The sequence below is a fragment of the Rhodococcus sp. (in: high G+C Gram-positive bacteria) genome (assembly GCF_049299235.1).
Taxonomy (GTDB): domain Bacteria; phylum Actinomycetota; class Actinomycetes; order Mycobacteriales; family Mycobacteriaceae; genus Rhodococcus.
In genome coordinates, this window is record NZ_JBAQXC010000132.1 from 1 (window position 1) to 18,697 (window position 18,697).

The window sequence follows — 18,697 nt, forward strand, 5'->3', positions numbered from 1 at the left end:
ACCCGAAGGTTCGGGTGACGCCCACACGGTTCGGTTGGTGTGCCCGGATTCGGATGCCGAATCGGGCGCGAGTGGCCGGCGGGCAACACCGCGTCGCCCCGAAAGTATTCCGTGCGGGTGTTCGCTGCTGGCGTAGAGCTTGCGGAAACGTAGCGGCGACGTGCAGCGTTAGCACTTGTGACCGGGTTTCGGAACACCGCAGAACCGAGTGGAGGGGAAGCGGGCCGAAACCGCGGCAACTAGAGTGTCAAGTGGGGTCGTGGAATCTTCGCCGGTTCGACGACGACTCGAGTGCCGGAGCGAAACGCGGCGGCCGGATCCGGAACAATCCTCGTATCGGATCCGCAGGCCGGAGAGTGTGAGGGAGTGCGATGTTCGAAAGGTTTACCGATCGCGCGCGGCGCGTCGTCGTCCTGGCTCAGGAAGAGGCCAGGATGCTCAACCACAACTACATCGGCACGGAGCACATCCTCCTCGGCCTCATCCACGAGGGTGAGGGCGTGGCAGCGAAGTCGCTCGAGTCGCTGGGAATCTCCTTGGAAGGCGTCCGCAGTCAGGTCGAGGAAATCATCGGCCAAGGACAGCAGGCTCCCTCCGGGCACATCCCGTTCACTCCCCGTGCCAAGAAGGTGCTCGAGCTCAGCCTGCGTGAGGCGCTGCAGCTCGGCCACAACTACATCGGCACCGAGCACATCCTCCTCGGCCTCATCCGCGAGGGCGAGGGCGTTGCAGCTCAGGTGCTCGTCAAGCTCGGCGCCGACCTGAACCGGGTCCGCCAGCAGGTCATCCAGTTGCTCTCGGGCTACCAGGGCAAGGAGCCGCAGGAAGCCGGCACGAGCCGTGGCGAGGCCGGCACCCCGTCGACGTCTTTGGTGCTCGATCAATTCGGCCGCAACCTCACCCAGGCTGCGCTCGAAGGCAAGCTCGATCCGGTCATCGGCCGTGCGAAGGAAATCGAGCGGGTCATGCAGGTGCTGTCCCGGCGTACCAAGAACAACCCGGTGCTCATCGGTGAGCCGGGTGTCGGCAAGACCGCCGTCGTCGAGGGCCTCGCACAGGCCATCGTCAACGGTGAGGTTCCCGAGACCCTCAAGGACAAGCAGCTCTACACCCTCGACCTCGGTTCGCTGGTCGCCGGTTCCCGTTACCGAGGTGACTTCGAGGAACGCCTGAAGAAGGTTCTCAAGGAGATCAACAGCCGCGGCGACATCATCCTGTTCATCGACGAGCTCCACACGCTGGTCGGTGCGGGTGCTGCCGAGGGCGCTATCGACGCCGCATCGATCCTCAAGCCGAAGCTGGCACGTGGTGAGCTGCAGACCATCGGAGCGACGACCCTCGACGAGTACCGCAAGTACATCGAGAAGGACGCCGCGCTCGAGCGTCGTTTCCAGCCGGTGCAGGTCGGTGAGCCGACGGTCGAGCACACCATCGAAATCCTGAAGGGTCTGCGCGACCGGTACGAGGCGCATCACCGTGTCTCGATCACCGACAAGGCGCTCGTCGCCGCCGCGACCCTCGCGGACCGGTACATCAACGACCGCTTCTTGCCGGACAAGGCCATCGACCTCATCGACGAGGCCGGCGCGCGGATGCGTATCCGCCGGATGACCGCTCCGCCGGACCTGCGCGAGTTCGACGACCGGATCGCCGACGCCCGTCGTGAGAAGGAATCCGCGATCGACGCGCAGGACTTCGAGAAGGCCGCCAGCCTGCGCGACAAGGAGAAGCAGCTGGTCGCGCAGCGCGCCGAGCGTGAAAAGCAGTGGCGTGCGGGTGACCTCGACGTCATCGCGGAGGTCGACGAGGAACAGATCGCCGAGGTCCTCGCGAACTGGACCGGCATCCCGGTGTTCAAGCTCACCGAGGAGGAGACCACGCGTCTGCTCCGCATGGAGGACGAGCTGCACAGGCGGATCATCGGCCAGGAGGACGCCGTCAAGGCCGTCGCCCGGGCGATCCGCCGGACTCGTGCCGGCCTGAAGGACCCGAAGCGCCCGTCCGGCTCGTTCATCTTCGCCGGTCCGTCCGGTGTCGGTAAGACCGAGCTGTCCAAGGCCCTCGCGAACTTCCTGTTCGGTGATGACGACGCACTCATCCAGATCGATATGGGTGAGTTCCACGACCGGTTCACCGCGTCGCGTCTGTTCGGTGCGCCTCCCGGGTATGTCGGATACGAGGAAGGCGGGCAGCTCACCGAGAAGGTGCGCCGCAAGCCGTTCTCCGTCGTCCTGTTCGACGAGATCGAAAAGGCTCACCAGGAGATCTACAACACTCTCCTGCAGGTGCTCGAGGACGGCCGTCTCACCGATGGTCAGGGACGCACTGTCGACTTCAAGAACACGGTGCTGATCTTCACCTCGAACCTGGGCACAGCCGACATCTCGAAGGCTGTCGGCCTCGGCTTCACCGCGGGCTCCGGCGACCAGTCGAACTACGAGCGGATGAAGAACAAGGTCCACGACGAGCTCAAGAAGCACTTCCGTCCGGAGTTCCTCAACCGCATCGACGACATCATCGTCTTCCACCAACTCACGCGCGAGCAGATCATCGAGATGGTCGACCTGATGATCGGCCGGGTCGAGACCCAGTTGAAGAACAAGGACATGGGGATCGAACTCACCGAGAAGGCGAAGTCGCTGCTCGCCAAGCGCGGGTTCGATCCGGTGCTGGGTGCGCGGCCGCTGCGTCGGACGATCCAGCGCGAGATCGAGGACCAGTTGTCCGAGAAGATTCTCTTCGGTGAGATCGGCCCGGGCCACATCATCCTCGTCGACGTCGATGGTTGGGACGGCGAAGGAGCAGGCGAGAACGCGAAGTTCACGTTCACACCGAGCGAGAAGCCGGCCGAGGTGCCGGACTCCCCGGCGGTTGCTCTGGCCAAGACCGTCGAGGGTGAGGCGGAAGCCCAGTAGAAAGCTGGACTTGGTAGTCGAGACGGCACGATAATGGGCGGCACCCCGGAGAGGGTGCCGCCCATTGTCGTCAGTTGCGCCGGGGTGTCAGTTGCGCCATGTTGTCAGTTGCGCCAGGGTGTCAGTTGCGCCATGTTGTCAGTTGCGCCAGGATGTGCTTTCTCGGCCGGTCCAGTTCACGAGCCGTTCGGTTGCGCCGGCGCCCGGCGCGGACTGTACGACCGGGCCGAACGGTATGAAGCCGCCGCGGGGCGTTTCCGGCAGAGCTTTCTGCATGATCGCGAGTGCGGCCTCCGCGAGAATCGGGTCGGCTTCGGCGGGCTGTCCGGTCGCCATCGCGAGATCCCAGCCGTGGACGAGAACCTCGTTCAGCGAGACCAGGATCGCCGTGCGGCCCGGGAACGTCCCCCACGGCGCGACCACCTCGCGGTCGAGAGTTGCAGCGTTGTTCCACACGTGCCAGTAGTTGTCGGCGGTGCTGGTCAGGGTGGCGGGCCAGGCGTCGTCGTCGATGCCGGTGATCACTTCGGGTGCGTCGGTCACGTCTTCGCCGAGGCCGAGGAGGCGTCCGCGTTCGACGGTCGCGGTCAGGTGGCCCATCAAGGTGCGGACGTCGAAGTCGGTGCACGGGGTGGGGTCGGTGAGGCGGTCGGGGGTGACACCGGTGAACAGGTCGTGCGCCCAGGCCAGCGCGGTGCGGAAGAGGGGACGGGGATCTGCTGTCGTCGTGGTCATGATGAACATCATCGATTCGATTGAGGACAGGTTCGGTCCTGGTGCCATCGGGAGTTGTCGAGGTACTCCGGATCGGGTGCCGTGTTCGTTGCCGCGGCGTAGGTTCGGCAACGAACAGGTTCGTTCGCGACGAGAGGACTACGCAATGCCGACACGCACCGCACGCACCGCATGGAACGGTGGCCTCCAGGATGGTTCCGGGCAGGTGGAACTGACCAGCTCGGGTCGCGGCACGTTCGACGTGTCGTTCCCGAAACGCTCGGCGGACGACGCCGCGGGCACCACCAGCCCGGAGGAGTTGATCGCCGCCGCGCATTCGTCGTGCTACGCGATGCAGTTGTCCGCGTTGATCGCGGAGGCGGGTGGAACACCTCGGAGCCTCGACGTGACTGCCGATGTCTCGCTCGGCCCTGATCCGGCGGGTGGCTTCCGGCTTACCGGCATCGCCCTGACCGTGCGCGGTGAGGTTGAAGGCCTCGACGCCGCCGGGTTTGCCGACGCGGCGCAGGCCGCCAAGGCGGGATGCCCGGTGAGCAAGGCGCTGACCGGCGTCGAGATCAGTCTCGACGCAGCGCTCGAGTGACGTCCTAGCGGGAATTTCACGGCCGCGGGAATCGCACGGCGCTGCGGGTTGTTGCACAGGCACGTGAATTCTCGACGAAACACGGCCCGGATCGAGATCTGGTCCGACATCGCGTGCCCCTGGTGTTACATCGGTAAGCGGCGGTTCACTGAGGCGCTGGCCGAGTTCGAGCATCGTGACCGCGTGTCGGTGACCTGGCGTTCGTACCAGCTTGCGCCGGACACGCCGGCGGGACTTCGACGTCCCGAGATCGACGCGCTGGTCGAGATGAAGGGAATGCCGGCCGAGCAGGTGCAGCAGATGTTCGCGCACGTCGCGAACGTTGCCGCGCAGGATGGCCTCGACATCGACTTCACCACTGTGATCGCGGCGAACACCTTCGACGCCCACCGGTTGCTGCACCTGGCCGGTGAGCGGCGTGACTACTTGCTCGAGGCACTGTTCCGTGCGCACTTCGTCGACGGTGAGGTGGTCGATGACGTCGACACGCTCGTGCGGATCGCTGCGGCCGCGGGCCTCGACCACGAAGAGGTTCGCGCCGGTCTCGACGGCGACGCGGGCGCTGATGCGGTCCGTGCGGATCTGCTCGAGGCTCGCACATTCGGAGTGAGTGGTGTGCCGTTCTTCGTTGCGAACCGGGCCGTCGCGGTATCGGGAGCGCAACCGAAGGATGTGTTCCTCGCGCTGTTGCAGCGCGCGATCGACGACGCAGACCACAGCGGTCCTGTCGTCGACGAGGCACAAGGCGACAGCTGCGTGCTCTGAGCGTGACGTTCACTCACCGATACGACAGCCGCGCGCGTGAGAACGCGCGCGGCTGTCCGGTGGTTCGGTAGATGTGGCGTCAGGCCTTCTTGACGTCGAGGACGACCTCGAATTCGAGCAGCGACGCGCCGGTCGCGACCGGCTTCTTGGCTTCGCCGGCGTGGGCGGCACGGGCATCGCCGTCGCGCCACGCCGCGAACGCATCCTCGGACTCCCACTGGGTCACCACGAAATAGCGGTTCTCACCCGCGGTGGGGCGCAGCAGTTGGAATCCCAGAAATCCGGGGGATTTGTCCACCGTGCCCGCGCGACTCGCGAACCGCTTCTCCAGTTCGGGGCCTGCGCCCTCGGGGACCTCGATTGCGTTGATCTTCACGACTGCCATGGCGCGAGCCTACTCCGCTACCTTGGCGGGTGTGTTGCACGACGAAGGTGGTTCCGGACGGCCGATCCTGCTGCTGCACGGGTTGATGGGCAGCGCCCGCACCTGGCGGCGTCACGTGCCGTGGCTGCGCGACCACGGGCACGTCCACACATTCGATGCTGCCGCGCACGGACGGCCGGCTCCCGACGAGTTGTCCACCGAGGGGTTCGTCGCCGATCTGACCGATCACCTCGACGCCGCAGGGTTCGACGAACCGCTCGTCGTCGTCGGGCATTCGATGGGCGGATTGCACGCGTGGTGCCTGGCCGCGGAGCATCCGGACCGAGTCGCTGCTCTCGTCGTCGAGGACATGGCCCCGGACTTTCGCGGTCGGACAGCGGCGGACTGGGCCGCGGTGATCGGGGCGTGGCCCCAACCGTTCCCCACCGAGGCCGCCGTCTACGACTATTTCGGGCCGGTCGCCGGGCAGTACTTCCTCGACTCGTTCGACCGGCGTGCGGACGGCTGGTATCTGCACGGTGACGTCGCTACCTTCCGTGACATTTCCGAGGAATGGGGCACCCGGCACTTCTGGAACCAGTGGCGCGCCGTGACAGCACCGACGCTGCTGCTCGAAGGGGAGTTCACCATCACCCCCGAGGGGCAGATGCAGCGGATGCGGGACGAGCGTCCCGGAACCGGCTACGTGCGTGTCTGCGGTGCCGGGCACCTCGTGCACGACGATCGACCCGACGACTACCGGGCCGCCGTCGAAGCGTTCCTCGCCGGACTGGACCCGGCCTGATCCGACTCGCCCTCGCCGGCCAGGGCGAATCTTCCGTCGTCGGTTTGCTCCACCAGTCCGTCGACGAGCAATGAGTGCAATGCGCGGTCGCGCTGACCGGGGTCGGCGAGCCACACCACGTCGAGCGCGGATCGCGGAACCGGCCGCGCGCTCCCGCGTAGCACCGCCATCAGCTTTCCGCGTACTTGCCGGTCGGTTCCGGCGAACTTCTGTACCTTCTTCGGCGGACCGTCGTGGGCGGGGCTGCCCGCTTCGCGCCACGCGCAGTCCGGCAGCGGGCAGCGTCCACAGTCCGGGGTGCGTGCGGTACACACGGTCGCGCCGAGTTCCATGAGCGCGGCGGAAAACGTCGCTGCGCGAGACTTGTTGCGGGGCAACAGGATATCGACATCAGCGAGATCGCGAGTGGTCGACGGGTTGCCCGGTTCCGCCCGGCCGTGCACGGCCCGGGCGACAACCCGCCGCACGTTGGTGTCGACGACCGGTACCCGCTGCCCGTACGCGAAGCACGCGACTGCCCGTGCGGTGTATGCACCGACTCCGGGCAAAGTCAGCAGCGTGTCGACGTCGGTCGGCACCACATCGCCGTGGTCGGCTGCGAGCACCCGAGAACATTCGTGCAGACGCAGCGCCCGGCGCGGATAGCCGAGTTTGCCCCAGGCGCGCAGCACGTCGGCCTGGTTCGAGGCGGCCATTGCCGACGGCACCGGCCAGCGTTGCACCCACTGCTCCCAGATCGGTGCGACCCGGGCGACGGGAGTCTGCTGCAGCATCACCTCCGACATGAGGATCTGCCACCCTGTGATGCCCTCGCGCCGCCACGGCAGATCGCGTGCCTCGGCGGTGTACCAGCGCAGCAACGCAGTCGAATCGACGGGCACTCTCGGCTCCTACTCTCACCATGTGAAGTGTTGTTCACACCCGAAAAACCCCTCCGGGCGGTTCCCGTCACATGCCCGGGTGGATAATGCGGACATGCCGAATTCGAATCCCATCTCCGCCTGGAAGGCCCTGACCGAGGGTAACCAGCGGTTTGTCAGCGACAGCCCCCTCCACCCCAGCCAGGGCATCGCGCGGCGAGCAGAACTCGTCAACGGCCAGCACCCCACCGCGGTCCTGTTCGGGTGCGGTGACTCCCGGGTGGCCGCCGAGATCATCTTCGATCAGGGCCTCGGTGACATGTTCGTCGTGCGCACCGCCGGTCACGTCATCGACAGTTCGGTTCTCGGTTCCATCGAGTACGCCGTGGACATTCTCGATGTTCCGCTGATCGTCGTGCTCGGGCACGACAGTTGTGGCGCGGTCGGGGCAACTCTGAAGGCGCTCGACGACGGCGACATCCCCTCGGGTTTCATCCGTAGCATCGTCGAGCGTGTCGCTCCGTCCATCCTGATCGGCCGCAAGGAGGGCCTCTCCACGGTCGACGAGTTGGAGGGTGCTCACGTGGTGGAAACCGGCAAGCTCCTCGCCGAGCGTTCACGGATCATCGCCGAGCGCATCGCCGACGGCCGTTGCGCAATCGTCGGTGTGACGTACAAGCTCGACGACGGCCACGTGAAGCTGCAGGGACACATCGGCGACATCGGGGCCTGATCGGTCGCATGGCCGCGTCGCAGTTGTGACGGCCGACTGACGCGACACGCCGAGCTCGGTGTGGCCTCGGCCCGAACCTCCACCTACCGTGGAGGCGTGCTTGAACCGAACGGGCCGCTGCCCCCTGAGATCTATTGGCGTCGCCGCGTGCTCGCTGTCGGTGTCGGCGCGGTCGTGCTGGCGCTGGTCGTGTGGCTCGTGCTGTCGTTGGCCGGTGGAGGCGACGATCCGGAGGCGGAGAACACCGCCGCCGCCGTCGACGTCACCTCGACGACAACGACCCCGACGACCACCCCTGTCGATTCCTCGGCGGCGGGGTCGGGGGGCGGCGCTGGCGGTGGATCGGGCGCTGGCGGTGGATCGGGCGCTGGCGGTGGCACGGAAGGGACGTCGCCGCCCGAAACCACTGGATCGGGGACGGCAGTGGTGCCGGTCGCAGCGGGGCAGTGTCCCGACCAGTCGCTGGCCGTCCGGGTCACCGCGGATCAGCCGAACTATCGCGTCGGCGACGAACCCGCGTTCACCATCGTGATCACGAACATCGGTACCGACCGGTGCGAGCGCGACCTCGGGGCCGGTCTACAGCAGGTGATGGTCTACAGCCTGGACGGGGCGACACGGCTGTGGTCGAATGCCGACTGCTTCCCCGAATCGACCGCGGACCTGCGTGCGCTCGAACCGGGCGATCAGGCAGCGTTCTCGGTGAAGTGGTCCGGCACCACGTCGGCGCCCGGTTGCCAGGCGCCGCGCGAGCCGGTCGGTCCGGGCGCGTTCAGCGTCGTCGGGCAACTCGGCGGGCTGCGCAGCACCCCGGAGCCGTTCAACATCGCGTGATCGCAACTCTCTAGTCGTAGGGACCGTTGATCGACGCTTCCGCGAGCCGGGACAGGCCTTCGCGGATGTATCGGGCCCACAGGGCGCCGATACCGTCGACGGATTGCAGGTCGGCCGCCGTCGCCGCGAGAAGTCCCTGCAGCGTCCCGAATGATCCGACCAGACGATGGATCTGCGCGGTCTGCAGGCGCGGCACCCGATGCAGCACCCGGTATCCGCGGGGGCTCATCGCCGTGTCGAGTGCCTCGATCGTCCCCGGATAGTCGAAGGCGCGGGCCAGAACCGTCAGGTCGAGCAGGTCGACGTCGGTGAATCGGCCGAGCACGTCCAAGGTGCGTTCGACGTCGGCGGACGACGGCGCCTCGGTCCCGGCGAGGTAGTCGCGGACGATCAGTTGCCGTGCCAGTTGGTTGTCGCCGACCAGTTCCTCGAGCTGTAGGGCGAGCTGCCGGCCGTCGGTGCCGAGTTCGAGCACGTCCTGTTCGATCTCGACCGCCAGTCGGTGCATCATTTCGAGTCGCTGGGCGACGGTCAGCGCGTCGCGCAGCGTCACGAAGTCCTCGATCTCGACGATCGACAGTTGGCGGGTGACCTCGTCCAGCCTCGCCTTGTAGCGCTCCAGGGTTGCGACGGCCTGATTGGCGCGGGACAGGATCGTCGCGGAATCGTTGATGACGTGCCGGTGCCCGGCGACGTAGACGCTGACGATGCTCATCGACTGGCTCACCGACACCACCGGATAGCCGGTGTCGATCGCGGTGCGCTCGGCCGCGCGATGCCGAGTCCCCGACTCGACCGTCGGGATGCGGTGATCGGGGACGAGCTGGACATTGGCGCGGACGATGCGGCTGCCGTCGGTGGAGACGACGACAGCGCCGTCCATCTTCGACAGTTCGCGCAGTCTGGTCGGCGCGAACTGAACGTCGAGCTCGAAACCGCCGTCACACAGGGCTGCGACCCGCTCGTCGAATCCGAGGACGATCAGTCCTCCGGTTCGGCCGCGCAGGATACGTTCGAGTCCGTCACGCAAGGCCGTGCCGGGGGCGAGACGGGAGATCGCGTCGCGCAGCGTCGCGGACGGCACGTCGGTCAAGACCTGATCTCCTCCCGTGCGGCCGGGATGCGGCGGCAATCACAATTGAACGGCCTACCCGGCGAGCGCAGCCGAACGCGGAACTACATTACTTCGTCGTGAGTAGTACGTGGACGTTGCCCGATGACCTCGCTCTCCCCGCGATCCCGGAGAACTATCCTCAGCCGGGCGAGGCGCTGCCTCAGCACTGGAGCAAGTGCTTCGGATGCGGCGACGACCAGCCGGGCGGATTGAAGATGCACTGCACGGTCGGACACGGGTTCGAGGTCTCCGGCCGCCTCGACGTCGCCACCTACTATCAGGGCGGGCCCGGATTCATCCACGGCGGCATTCTGACCAGCGCATTCGACGAGGTTCAGGGCATGGCATGCATGGTGTTGCAGCGCCCGGTCGTCACCGGTCACCTCGAGGTCGACTTCGCGCGTCCGATTCCGCTCGGTTCGGTACTCGAGTTCCGTGCCCGGATGGACGGCATGGTGCGCCGGAAGGTGTACACGAACTCGGAGGCCCGCATCGTGGACGGTCCGATGGCCGATCCCGACGTCGTCGTCGCCACCTCGCGTGGGCTGTTCCTCACGGTCGACTTCGAGCACTTCGATCAGGGCAAGGATTTCGTCGACGGCATCCCGACCTCCCCGCACGGCACGTCGTCGATATAGGCCGAGGTCAGTCGGGTAGGAGTGGCACGCCGGGACGCTGATCCCGGCCGAGGAGCGTCGCCGGCGTCGCAGATCCGGAGCCGAACCGGTAACGGACGTCATCGAGCACCGCGTCGAGGGCGTGCCGGTCGATCGGCCGGTAGCGGGCGCGACCGCGTGACGCGTAGGTAGTCGGCGAACCGCAGTCGCAGTACAACCGTGTGGCCCAGTCGATCGGACGCGCGCATCCGCCGGGTGATCTTTTCCACGAGGAGCGTCAGGGCCGCTGCCACCGAACCGGTGTCGTGGTAGCCGCGCCCGGGCGGGTGCCGGGCGCCCATCGGCCGGCGCCGGTGGCAGCTACGGATCGGCCGGTGGTCGATCCGGCTCGGAGCACTCGTCACTCCGGTGCCGCGACGCAACGTCGCCAAGCTCGCCAGGGAAGTGAGCACTTTGGATCAACTCTCTTCGGGCCGAATCCTTTTTTGGCGCTGGTGCCGGCTACGCCGCACTCCCTGACTATTCCGCATGCGGAGACGTCGGCACCGCCGCCGAGCGCGCAGGCAAACTCGACGAGGCACTCACCGTCCTCGATCAACTCTGGAGCGGTAGCCCTGTCGAACACGACGGCCCGCACTGCCAGGTGAGTACGACCGGATTCACACCCACCGTGCAGCGTCCCCGCGTACCGATATGGACAGCGGCAACCAAATCCGCCGTCAAACCACTCGCCCGTGCGGCACGCTGGGACGGCATGATCTGTGCCGATGCCTACGGTCTGGAGGTCGAACCCGCCGATCTGAAAGTGATGGTCGATAAAGTCAAGGGCGCACGAGACCCCGGCGCGCCCCTGGACGTGATCCGATTCGGTCGCACGGACAGCCCCGAGGACACCGTGATCGTCGAGGAGTGCCGCGAGGCGGGCGCGACCTGGTGGGGGCATGCGCGAGCGTGGCGGCCACGGCTTCCGGTCAGTGCTCGTCGACGGCGCCGTGTGCGGTGTCGGTGACGTCGAGGGAGTCGAACATGAACGGGTCGTAGACGAGTTGCCGGGCCAGGTCCGACTCGGCTGGGGCAGGTGTGGGGCAATCTGGTGGGTGAGGACGTTGCGAGCCCAGGCGTGCTCGGCGGCCGGGCGGCGATCACTGTTCGGCCGCCTCGCAGACCGCGTTCGACATCCTCAGCGACGCAGGAACTCGAGGGCGATCCGCTCGAATGCCTCCTTGGCCTCGATCATCACCCAGTGGCCGCAGTTCGGGAAGATATGGAGCTCGGCGTTGGGCGCCAATCGCAGCGGAACGAGCGGCATGTCGGGTGGGCACTGCCGGTCGTCGAGTCCCCAGGTGAACAGTGTCGGGCACTGAACCTTCCGCATCATCGACCAATACGGTGGTGCATCCGAGGCTTCGAGCGCGAGCTGCTGCGCGGCAGCCGCTTCCGATCCGTACATCGCGGCAAGTGTCTTATGGGATGCGGGGTCCTTCGCGGTCTCCCACCGCTCTTCGATACGTTGCTCCGTGACAACGGCAGGGTCGTAGACCATGCAGTTGAGCCAACGCACCAGCTTCTCGCGACTGGGTTCGTCGGCGAAGTCCCGCAGCAGGCGAGTGCCCTCACTGGGATTCTGGCTGAAAATGTTCGGACCGACACCACCGATAGTGATGAGCTTCGCGACTCGGTCGGGATGCCGCATCGCGACCTGGGCGCCAACGATACCGCCCATCGAATTGCCGATCATCACAGCAGTTTCGATACCGAGTGCGTCCATGAACCGCGTCACCGACGCAGCGGCTGTGACGACTGGGGGGCCGTTCACGGGGTCACTGATACCGAACCCGGGAAATTCGAGCACGTAGCAGTGGAAGTGCTGGGCGAACACGCCCAGGTTTCCTCTGTAGTTGCGCCAACCGCTCACTCCGATCCCCGACCCGTGCAGCAGTAGCAGGGGAGGGCCGTCCCCGGCCTCGTGATATCGCAAGACCCCCTTGTCGGTGACGACTTCCCTCTTGCTCCCTTCGTAGGTGATTTCCTCTGCCTGGGATCCGATCATGGGTATGTAGCCCCTCTTCCCTGTAGCGACCGAGTCGTCGTGGCGCACCAAAGCCTCGTGGCGCGGGCGTCTTTCGGCTTCGTCTTCCGTCGAACAACAAGGCGAGAATATCAACTAGTTGATAACTATCAATATTTTGCATCTGAACTCGTGCGGATGCTGGGTTACTCGCGGCGCCGCGTGCCGAGAGTGTGCTCGGGCCAGGGTCGGACAGGTTGGGACCATCGAGGGCGACGCCCGGAACGTGCTGTCGGCGCGGCGATCGAACTGGCGCGAGCCCCCAGGTGGCAATACGTTGATACATCGACGTATGCGCAGATGAAGGAGAAGTATTCGGTGACGAATGAGGCTGACAACAATGCTCTGTCCGAGGTGCTCGACGACCGCGTCGGTACCCACATTCGCCGAATCGCACGGCTGATCACCGACGCGAAGGCTTCGGCGCTGCGTCCACTCGATCTCACCGTGCCGCAGTATGCGACTCTCCTGTCGGTCAGGCACCTCGAGCCAACCTCTGCGGCGCAACTCGCCCGAACTGGGATGGGCACCCCGCAAGCGACTGCCACGATGCTGTCCACCCTCGAAAACAAGGGCCTCATCAGTCGTCGACCGTCCCCGATGCATCGGAAACTTGTTGAGGTGCGGCTGACCACGCTCGGAGCGAAGGCCATCGAGGACGCCGACGCTCTCGCTGCAAACATCGAGTCCAAGCTGCGTGCCGGTATCGGCGAAGCCCTGTTCGACAGTGTCCTCGAAATCGAACAGATAGCGAAGGACCTACTGCAGTAGCTCCTCGCGGTAGGCTCCTCCCCAACCCTGACCTTCTCGAACGTCGTCCGACGGGACGGATCCCAGCTACACGGACATCGTCCACGCAGGATGACTGGGGATCGGGAGAACCCGGACCCAGTGCTCCTTCGGGCTGCCGTCGCATTGTCCGTGGTCAACGGCCAGGTCGAGGACGCGGCAGCACTGATGCAGTGGTACCTGCGCCGAAACACGTTCCACAACTGGGATTCCGCCGACCGCGGGCAGGGGTTCGACGCCGCGATGATCGAACGCTTTCCCACATACGCCGACGCACGAGAACACTGACCGACCGACATTGCTGTTCGAGTGCTTCAAGTGCCTTGCCGAGCGCTGGGTGCGTCTACGCACGACGAACCCGATCGAATGGTGCGGCTTCGAACCAGAGTGACGAAAGGACCGGGATCACGCACCATCTACCTGCCCGAGGAAATCGCCAATGCAACTTCTGATTCCCACCGATCGCCCGGCCCGTTGGCCACGGCCGATCCGGACCCCGACGACACTGCCGGTGTTGACGATGGCCTGCGGCTATTCCCGCTGGTTATCCGCCGGTGCTGGTGCCCACCCGCGACGCCGAGGACCTGCTCGCGGGCTGGTGGGCAGGCCACGGTAGGTGCTCGGCTATCGCACTCGTTTCGCGAGATGGATCAGTGCGTAGCCGCTCGCAGTCGGGGTGCGGTGCGTTTCCCGGTACCCGAATCGGGAATAGAGCCGCAGGTTGCCGAGGCTGTGCTCACCGGTGAACAACCGCAAATCGGTGACCTGTCCCGGAAGCCGTTGCTCCACTAACTCGAGCAGTCGACTGCCCCGACCCCGGCCCTGCAGGTCGGGGGCCACAACCAGCCGCCCCAACTCGGCGATGCGATGATCCGGCGACAGATGCACGCGCACTGCGGCGACGAGACGGCCGGAGCCATCGCGCAACCCGAACGCGCGCACGTCGGGCTGCGCCAGTTCGCACACCACCTCGTCGAGGGACTGCACCAGTGGAGGAAGGTTTACGTCGTCATGGGCCTGCGCCTCGGTCACATACGCAGCCCGCTGCAACGTCAGCAGCTCACCAGCGTCCCACTCCGAGAGCGTCACAACCGAGTCCATGTGTGTGGACTATTCCAGCTTCTACCGGTGCATACTCGACCGGCTAGGCCGGCGGCGAAACCATGCCGGTCCCCCGGCCGATCGCGTCCCGTGTCCCACGCCATGTGCCGACAACGCCGGTGCCGGCGGACATACGTGTCGGGACCGCTCGGTAGACATCATCGTGGGGAGAATCGTTGACTTGCTCGGAAGGATCGCCGCTGATGTACGACGAGCCGATGACCCAGGCCAGGCGCGAAGCGTTCTGGCGGCAGTACGGCTGGCGTCCCACCCTGCCGGATGGCGAGCGAACTGCGATTGAACAGCGTTTCCCGGATCACATCACGGTGACGGTTCGGGTGTGCCACCCGGTGGCGCCGTCGGGGATCGGGGCGGCCCGCTGTTCGGTCTGCGCGGCGCCGCCCAGATCGGTGGCACGCACCTGCAGTGTGTGGGTTCCGGGGGCGGCCCGCCACCGCCACGTCCACTGCCTCCAGGTGTCGATCGAGTACTCCTCGGCGAGGGTCGCATCGTGCCACGGCCCGTCGTCGACGCGGACCTCGACGCGGGCGATGCCGCGCTGCTGCGCCCACGCGGTGCCTGCCACCAGCACCTCGCCGGCGGCGACCCGGGCGAACGAAGCCGGAACGTCGATCCGGGACGCCGTCTTGATCGGTGCTTGCTCCGCCCAGCCACGCCGGGTCCAGTATGCGGTCGCTCGGTCGAACCGGGTCACCTCCCAGTCCACCACCCACTTGGTGGCCGAGACGAACCCGTACAGTCCCGGAACCACCTGCCGGACCGGGTAGCCGTGCTCGAAGGGCAGCGGTTGCCCGTTCATGGTGACCGCGAGGATCGCGTCCCGGCCGTCGCGCAGCACCGAGATCGGGGTGCCGACGGTGAACCCGTCGACGCTCGTCGAGAGCAGCATGTCCGCGTCGGGATGGATGCCGGCCTCGTCGAGCAGATCCTTCATCGGGTAGCCGATCCAGACGGCATTGCCGGCGAGGGTGCCGCCGACCTCGTTGGAGACGCAGGTGAGCGTGACGGCGCGTTCGATCGGGGTGCGAGCGACGAGGTCATCCCAGTTCAGGATGATCTCGCGGTCGACCATGCCGTGGATCCGCAGCCGCCAGTCGTCGGTGGTGAGCATCGGCACCTGTAGGGCGGTGTCGATGCGGTAGAAGACGTCGTTGCCGGTGACGAACGAGGTGCCACCCGGTGTCGCGGTGTCGGTGCCCGGCGGAATAGGCCGCGCCCGGTCGGCTGCCGCCACCGTCGGGATCAGGAAGGCCATCCGGTCGCGGACCGCCCCGGCGACGGTGTCCGCGAGGTGCCGTCCGATCGTGCCCGCAGCGGTCGCCGCCGCGGCCACCCCGGCGGCGAGCACCAGGAACCGGCGCCGCGACATCGGCTCGCCGGACTGTTCGGGGTCGTCGAGGATGCGTGCCCGGGTGGTCAACACCCGGAGGATCAGGATCCCGGCGATCACGCCGACGACGGTCGGTAGCGCGTACGTCACCGTCGCGCCGGGGCGGCTGAGCGCGGCGTACACCCCGACCGCCCCGAGAGCAGCGAGGATCGCGCTGCCGTAGGGTCGCCGGGTTCGTTCGACGACGCCCGCAATCGCGGCGAGCGTCACGATCGTGACGCTCATGCCGATGAACAGGGCAGGCTTGTCATTGGTGCCGAACGTGTCGATTGCGAATTCCCTTGCCCACGAAGGGCTCCGGTCCACTGTCGTCGATCCGACCGCGAAGAACGGCGACGAGCCGGACGCGACTGCAACCGCAACCAGTTCACCGATCCCGAGCACGACAGCGGCGGCGAGTACGCCCGCCAGCGCCCGCGTCGGCAGCGTCCGCCACCGCGGACCGGCCGGATCGGGACCTCGGTGCAGGTGAGTCGTCATGTCAACGATTCGCAGCGGCAGTCGACTCGGATGGGTGCGGATCGCGTCCGGCGCCGGCCGGGAAATTTCTCGAGATTCGCACCCATCCGCATCGCCGGCGGCACCGAAACCCTGATGACACCGGGACATCAGCGCAGTGCTGATCCCACCCAGGGAACGATGAAAGTGGGAATTCACGATGATCATGTACCGCACCGCCGCTACCGTCAGTCTCGCCGCTGTGGCGGTCCTCGGACTGTCCGCCTGCTCCTCCGACAGCGACACCGCCACCACGCCGGAGACGACCACTATGCAGTCCAGCAGCACGACGTCGTCGGAGATGGCCGCCTCGCCCGCCGCAGACCTGGTCGGGCCGGGATGCGCCGCCTACGCCGCGCAGGTCCCCACCGGCGCCGGGTCCGTCGAGGGCATGGCCCAGGACCCCGTCGCCGTAGCCGCGTCGAACAATCCGATGCTCACCACCCTCACCCAGGCGGTGTCGGGGCAGCTGAACCCGGACGTGAACCTGGTGGACACCCTCAACGGCGGCCAGTTCACCGTCTTCGCCCCGGTGGATTCCGCGTTCGCGAAGATCGACCCGGCCACCATCGAATCCTTGAAGACGGACTCGGCGACGCTGACGGCGATCCTGACCTACCACGTCGTTCCGGGCCAGCTCGCGCCCGCCGATGTCGACGGCACCCACCCCACCGCCGAAGGCTCCACCGTCACCGTCACCGGGTCCGGCGACGACCTGAAGGTCAACGATGCCGCAGTCGTGTGCGGCGGGGTCAAGACCGCCAACGCGACCGTCTACCTGATCGACTCGGTTCTGATGCCGCCGGCGCAGTAACTCACAGCGGCCGCCGGCGGACGTCGAACTCGGGAGGCGATCGCGATCCGCCGGGTCCGGTTCCGCCGGGACCTGCGGCTCGTGATCAGCCGACGCTGCCGGCCGCCGGCGGCACCGGAATACCCACATCGGTCCAGGCGGCGGTGCTCCGGATCACGAGAAACGACAGTGACGGGCACGGAACCCGGGCACCGAACTCAGTTTCGCAGCACTGCGAGAGCCTGCACCACATTGCCCACCTCGGTCGCTTTCACGGACTTGGGCACGCCGTCGGTGTCGCGGGGGACCAGCGCACGGGGGAACCCGAGCCGACCGGACTCCGCGAGCCGCCGCCCAACACCGGCCACCCGACGGACCTCACCCGCGAGGCCGACCTCACCGAGCAGCACCGTGCCCGCGGGCAGTGGCCGCTCCCGCACGGCCGACGCGACCGCGAGAGCCAACGCGAGGTCCGCGGACGGGTCGGTGATGCGCATCCCGCCGACGGTCGACGCGTACACATCGCACTTGCCCAGCGGGATCTTGCAGTGACGTTCGAGCACCGCGAGAACCATGGCCACCCGCGCCGAGTCGAGGCCGCTCACCGCGCGCCGCGGCGACGGATTGTGGGTCGGGACGACGAGCGCCTGCAACTCGCCGAGCAGCGGACGTTTGCCGTCCATCGTCACGGTGATCGCGGTTCCGGCGACCTCGTCGGTACGGTGCTGCAGGAACAGGCCGGACGGGTCGCTGACCCCGGCGATGCCGCCCTCGGACAGTTCGAAGCAGCCGACCTCGTCGGCGGCCCCGAATCGGTTCTTCACGCCGCGCACCATGCGCAGCGTCGAGTGTTTGTCGCCTTCGAAGTGCAGCACGACATCGACGAGATGTTCGAGCGACCGTGGTCCGGCGACCGCACCGTCCTTGGTGACATGGCCGATGAGCAGTACGGGGACACCGCTGGCCTTGGCGAGTGAGGTCAGGGCACTGGTGACGGCACGCACCTGGGTGACGCCCCCGGAGACCCCGTCGACATCGGCGGCGAGCATCGTCTGCACGGAGTCGACGACCAGCAGGGTCGGTTTCACCTGCTCGACGTGCCCGAAGATCGTCGCGAGATCGGATTCGGCGGCGAGGAACACACGTTCGTGGACCGAGCCGGTACGGTCGGCACGCAGTCGCACCTGACCTGCGGATTCTTCTCCGGTGACGTACAGCGAGCGGTCGTCGGGACTGCGCTGCGCCCAGCGGTGCACGACCTCGAGGAGCAGAGTGGATTTGCCGACTCCCGGTTCGCCGGCGAGCAGGACCACCGAACCCGGAACCACGCCGCCGCCGAGCACCCGGTCGAGTTCGGCGATCCCGGTGGGTTTGGCATGGGTGGCCCTGCCGTCGACGAGCGTCAGGGGAGTGGCGGGTGTGGTAGGCAGGACTGCGGCGGCGCCGGCCCGCGCCAGCGACGTTCCCGGCCTCGCGGCGACCGCAGCGGGAACGGCCGCGGTCTCGTCCATCGATCCCCAGGTACCGCACTCGGGGCAGCGCCCCACCCATTTTGCGACGGTGTGCGCGCAGTCGCTGCAACGGTAGATCGATTTCGTCTTGGCCACGCGCAGCAGGATAGAGCCACGGACCGACAGTGACGTTCGACCGGCAGTGATGTTCGACCGGCAGCGATGCACGGTGTGAAAGACGCGGGGCCGGGCGAGCAGTTG

At 66.9% G+C, this 18,697-nt stretch carries 21 protein-coding genes; 12 read left to right on the top strand and 9 right to left on the bottom strand.

Going from position 1 to position 18,697, the window contains the following annotated elements; all coding sequences use genetic code 11:
* Positions 1-371: 371 nt before the first annotated feature.
* Positions 372-2,915: an ATP-dependent Clp protease ATP-binding subunit gene (locus tag WAX14_RS08115; protein WP_422627577.1), complete on the top strand. Its 2,544-nt coding sequence runs from the start codon at positions 372-374 to the stop codon at positions 2,913-2,915.
* A gap of 138 nt (positions 2,916-3,053) precedes the next feature.
* On the opposite strand, the gene WAX14_RS08120 is transcribed toward WAX14_RS08115, so the two are convergent.
* Positions 3,054-3,650, bottom strand: a complete 597-nt coding sequence (locus WAX14_RS08120; RefSeq protein WP_422627578.1) for a TIGR03086 family metal-binding protein — start codon at positions 3,648-3,650, stop codon at positions 3,054-3,056.
* A 145-nt stretch (positions 3,651-3,795) separates the two neighbouring features.
* Here WAX14_RS08120 and WAX14_RS08125 point away from each other — a divergent pair, with 145 nt between their 5' ends.
* Complete coding sequence (locus WAX14_RS08125) at positions 3,796-4,233, top strand: OsmC family peroxiredoxin (protein ID WP_422627579.1); 438 nt, start codon at positions 3,796-3,798, stop codon at positions 4,231-4,233.
* A gap of 63 nt (positions 4,234-4,296) precedes the next feature.
* Entirely contained in the window at positions 4,297-4,998 is a 702-nt protein-coding gene (locus WAX14_RS08130) for a DsbA family oxidoreductase (protein WP_422627580.1), read from the top strand.
* 79 nt (positions 4,999-5,077) lie between these two features.
* Here WAX14_RS08130 and WAX14_RS08135 read toward each other — a convergent pair whose 3' ends face one another.
* On the bottom strand, positions 5,078-5,383 hold the full coding sequence (locus WAX14_RS08135; protein WP_422627581.1) for an antibiotic biosynthesis monooxygenase family protein: 306 nt from the start codon (positions 5,381-5,383) through the stop codon (positions 5,078-5,080).
* Between the two features lie 31 nt (positions 5,384-5,414).
* Between WAX14_RS08135 and WAX14_RS08140 the strand changes: the two genes are divergently transcribed.
* Positions 5,415-6,167 carry an alpha/beta fold hydrolase gene (locus tag WAX14_RS08140; protein WP_422627582.1) on the top strand — a complete coding sequence of 251 codons (753 nt, stop codon included), beginning with the start codon at positions 5,415-5,417 and terminating at the stop codon, positions 6,165-6,167.
* Here the strand turns inward: WAX14_RS08140 and WAX14_RS08145 are convergent.
* A complete protein-coding gene (locus tag WAX14_RS08145) occupies positions 6,119-7,048 on the bottom strand; it encodes an A/G-specific adenine glycosylase (RefSeq protein ID WP_422627583.1) in 930 nt (309 codons plus the stop codon). The genes WAX14_RS08140 and WAX14_RS08145 overlap by 49 nt on opposite strands.
* A 94-nt stretch (positions 7,049-7,142) precedes the next feature.
* On the opposite strand from WAX14_RS08145, the gene WAX14_RS08150 reads away from it, so the two are divergent.
* Complete coding sequence (locus tag WAX14_RS08150; RefSeq protein ID WP_422627584.1) at positions 7,143-7,760, top strand: carbonic anhydrase; 618 nt, start codon at positions 7,143-7,145, stop codon at positions 7,758-7,760.
* Positions 7,761-7,856: 96 nt separating this feature from the next.
* Positions 7,857-8,594, top strand: coding sequence for a hypothetical protein (locus WAX14_RS08155; protein ID WP_422627585.1), 738 nt, complete (start codon positions 7,857-7,859; stop codon positions 8,592-8,594).
* A 10-nt stretch (positions 8,595-8,604) separates the two neighbouring features.
* On the opposite strand, the gene disA is transcribed toward WAX14_RS08155, so the two are convergent.
* Positions 8,605-9,687: a DNA integrity scanning diadenylate cyclase DisA gene (gene disA / locus WAX14_RS08160; RefSeq protein WP_422627586.1), complete on the bottom strand. Its 1,083-nt coding sequence runs from the start codon at positions 9,685-9,687 to the stop codon at positions 8,605-8,607.
* Between the two features lie 98 nt (positions 9,688-9,785).
* On the opposite strand from disA, the gene WAX14_RS08165 reads away from it, so the two are divergent.
* Complete coding sequence (locus WAX14_RS08165; protein ID WP_422627587.1) at positions 9,786-10,346, top strand: PaaI family thioesterase; 561 nt, start codon at positions 9,786-9,788, stop codon at positions 10,344-10,346.
* A gap of 98 nt (positions 10,347-10,444) precedes the next feature.
* Here WAX14_RS08165 and WAX14_RS08170 read toward each other — a convergent pair whose 3' ends face one another.
* Positions 10,445-10,666, bottom strand: a complete 222-nt coding sequence (locus tag WAX14_RS08170; protein ID WP_422627595.1) for a hypothetical protein — start codon at positions 10,664-10,666, stop codon at positions 10,445-10,447.
* A gap of 40 nt (positions 10,667-10,706) precedes the next feature.
* Here WAX14_RS08170 and WAX14_RS08175 point away from each other — a divergent pair, with 40 nt between their 5' ends.
* Both WAX14_RS08175 and WAX14_RS08180 read left to right on the top strand, forming a co-directional pair.
* Positions 10,707-10,844, top strand: a complete 138-nt coding sequence (locus WAX14_RS08175; RefSeq protein WP_422627596.1) for an LLM class flavin-dependent oxidoreductase — start codon at positions 10,707-10,709, stop codon at positions 10,842-10,844.
* On the top strand, positions 10,783-11,334 hold the full coding sequence (locus WAX14_RS08180; RefSeq protein ID WP_422627597.1) for an LLM class flavin-dependent oxidoreductase: 552 nt from the start codon (positions 10,783-10,785) through the stop codon (positions 11,332-11,334). The genes WAX14_RS08175 and WAX14_RS08180 overlap by 62 nt, the downstream gene beginning before the upstream one ends.
* Positions 11,335-11,505: 171 nt before the next feature.
* Here the strand turns inward: WAX14_RS08180 and WAX14_RS08185 are convergent, their stop codons facing one another.
* Positions 11,506-12,375, bottom strand: coding sequence for an alpha/beta fold hydrolase (locus WAX14_RS08185; protein ID WP_422627588.1), 870 nt, complete (start codon positions 12,373-12,375; stop codon positions 11,506-11,508).
* A gap of 336 nt (positions 12,376-12,711) precedes the next feature.
* Here WAX14_RS08185 and WAX14_RS08190 point away from each other — a divergent pair, with 336 nt between their 5' ends.
* Positions 12,712-13,164 carry a MarR family winged helix-turn-helix transcriptional regulator gene (locus WAX14_RS08190; protein ID WP_422627589.1) on the top strand — a complete coding sequence of 151 codons (453 nt, stop codon included), beginning with the start codon at positions 12,712-12,714 and terminating at the stop codon, positions 13,162-13,164.
* A 90-nt stretch (positions 13,165-13,254) separates the two neighbouring features.
* A complete protein-coding gene (locus tag WAX14_RS08195) occupies positions 13,255-13,470 on the top strand; it encodes a hypothetical protein (protein WP_422627590.1) in 216 nt (71 codons plus the stop codon).
* Between the two features lie 336 nt (positions 13,471-13,806).
* On the opposite strand, the gene WAX14_RS08200 is transcribed toward WAX14_RS08195, so the two are convergent.
* Both WAX14_RS08200 and WAX14_RS08205 read right to left on the bottom strand, forming a co-directional pair.
* A complete protein-coding gene (locus WAX14_RS08200; protein ID WP_422627591.1) occupies positions 13,807-14,283 on the bottom strand; it encodes a GNAT family N-acetyltransferase in 477 nt (158 codons plus the stop codon).
* A 316-nt stretch (positions 14,284-14,599) separates the two neighbouring features.
* The gene (locus WAX14_RS08205; RefSeq protein WP_422627592.1) at positions 14,600-16,174 is read right to left on the bottom strand and encodes a molybdopterin-dependent oxidoreductase; all 1,575 of its coding nucleotides are present in this window, start codon (positions 16,172-16,174) and stop codon (positions 14,600-14,602) included.
* A gap of 178 nt (positions 16,175-16,352) precedes the next feature.
* Between WAX14_RS08205 and WAX14_RS08210 the strand changes: the two genes are divergently transcribed.
* Positions 16,353-17,006, top strand: coding sequence for a fasciclin domain-containing protein (locus WAX14_RS08210; protein ID WP_422627593.1), 654 nt, complete (start codon positions 16,353-16,355; stop codon positions 17,004-17,006).
* A gap of 197 nt (positions 17,007-17,203) precedes the next feature.
* Here the strand turns inward: WAX14_RS08210 and radA are convergent, their stop codons facing one another.
* A complete protein-coding gene (radA, locus tag WAX14_RS08215; RefSeq protein ID WP_422627594.1) occupies positions 17,204-18,592 on the bottom strand; it encodes a DNA repair protein RadA in 1,389 nt (462 codons plus the stop codon).
* Between the last annotated feature and the right edge of the window lie 105 nt (positions 18,593-18,697).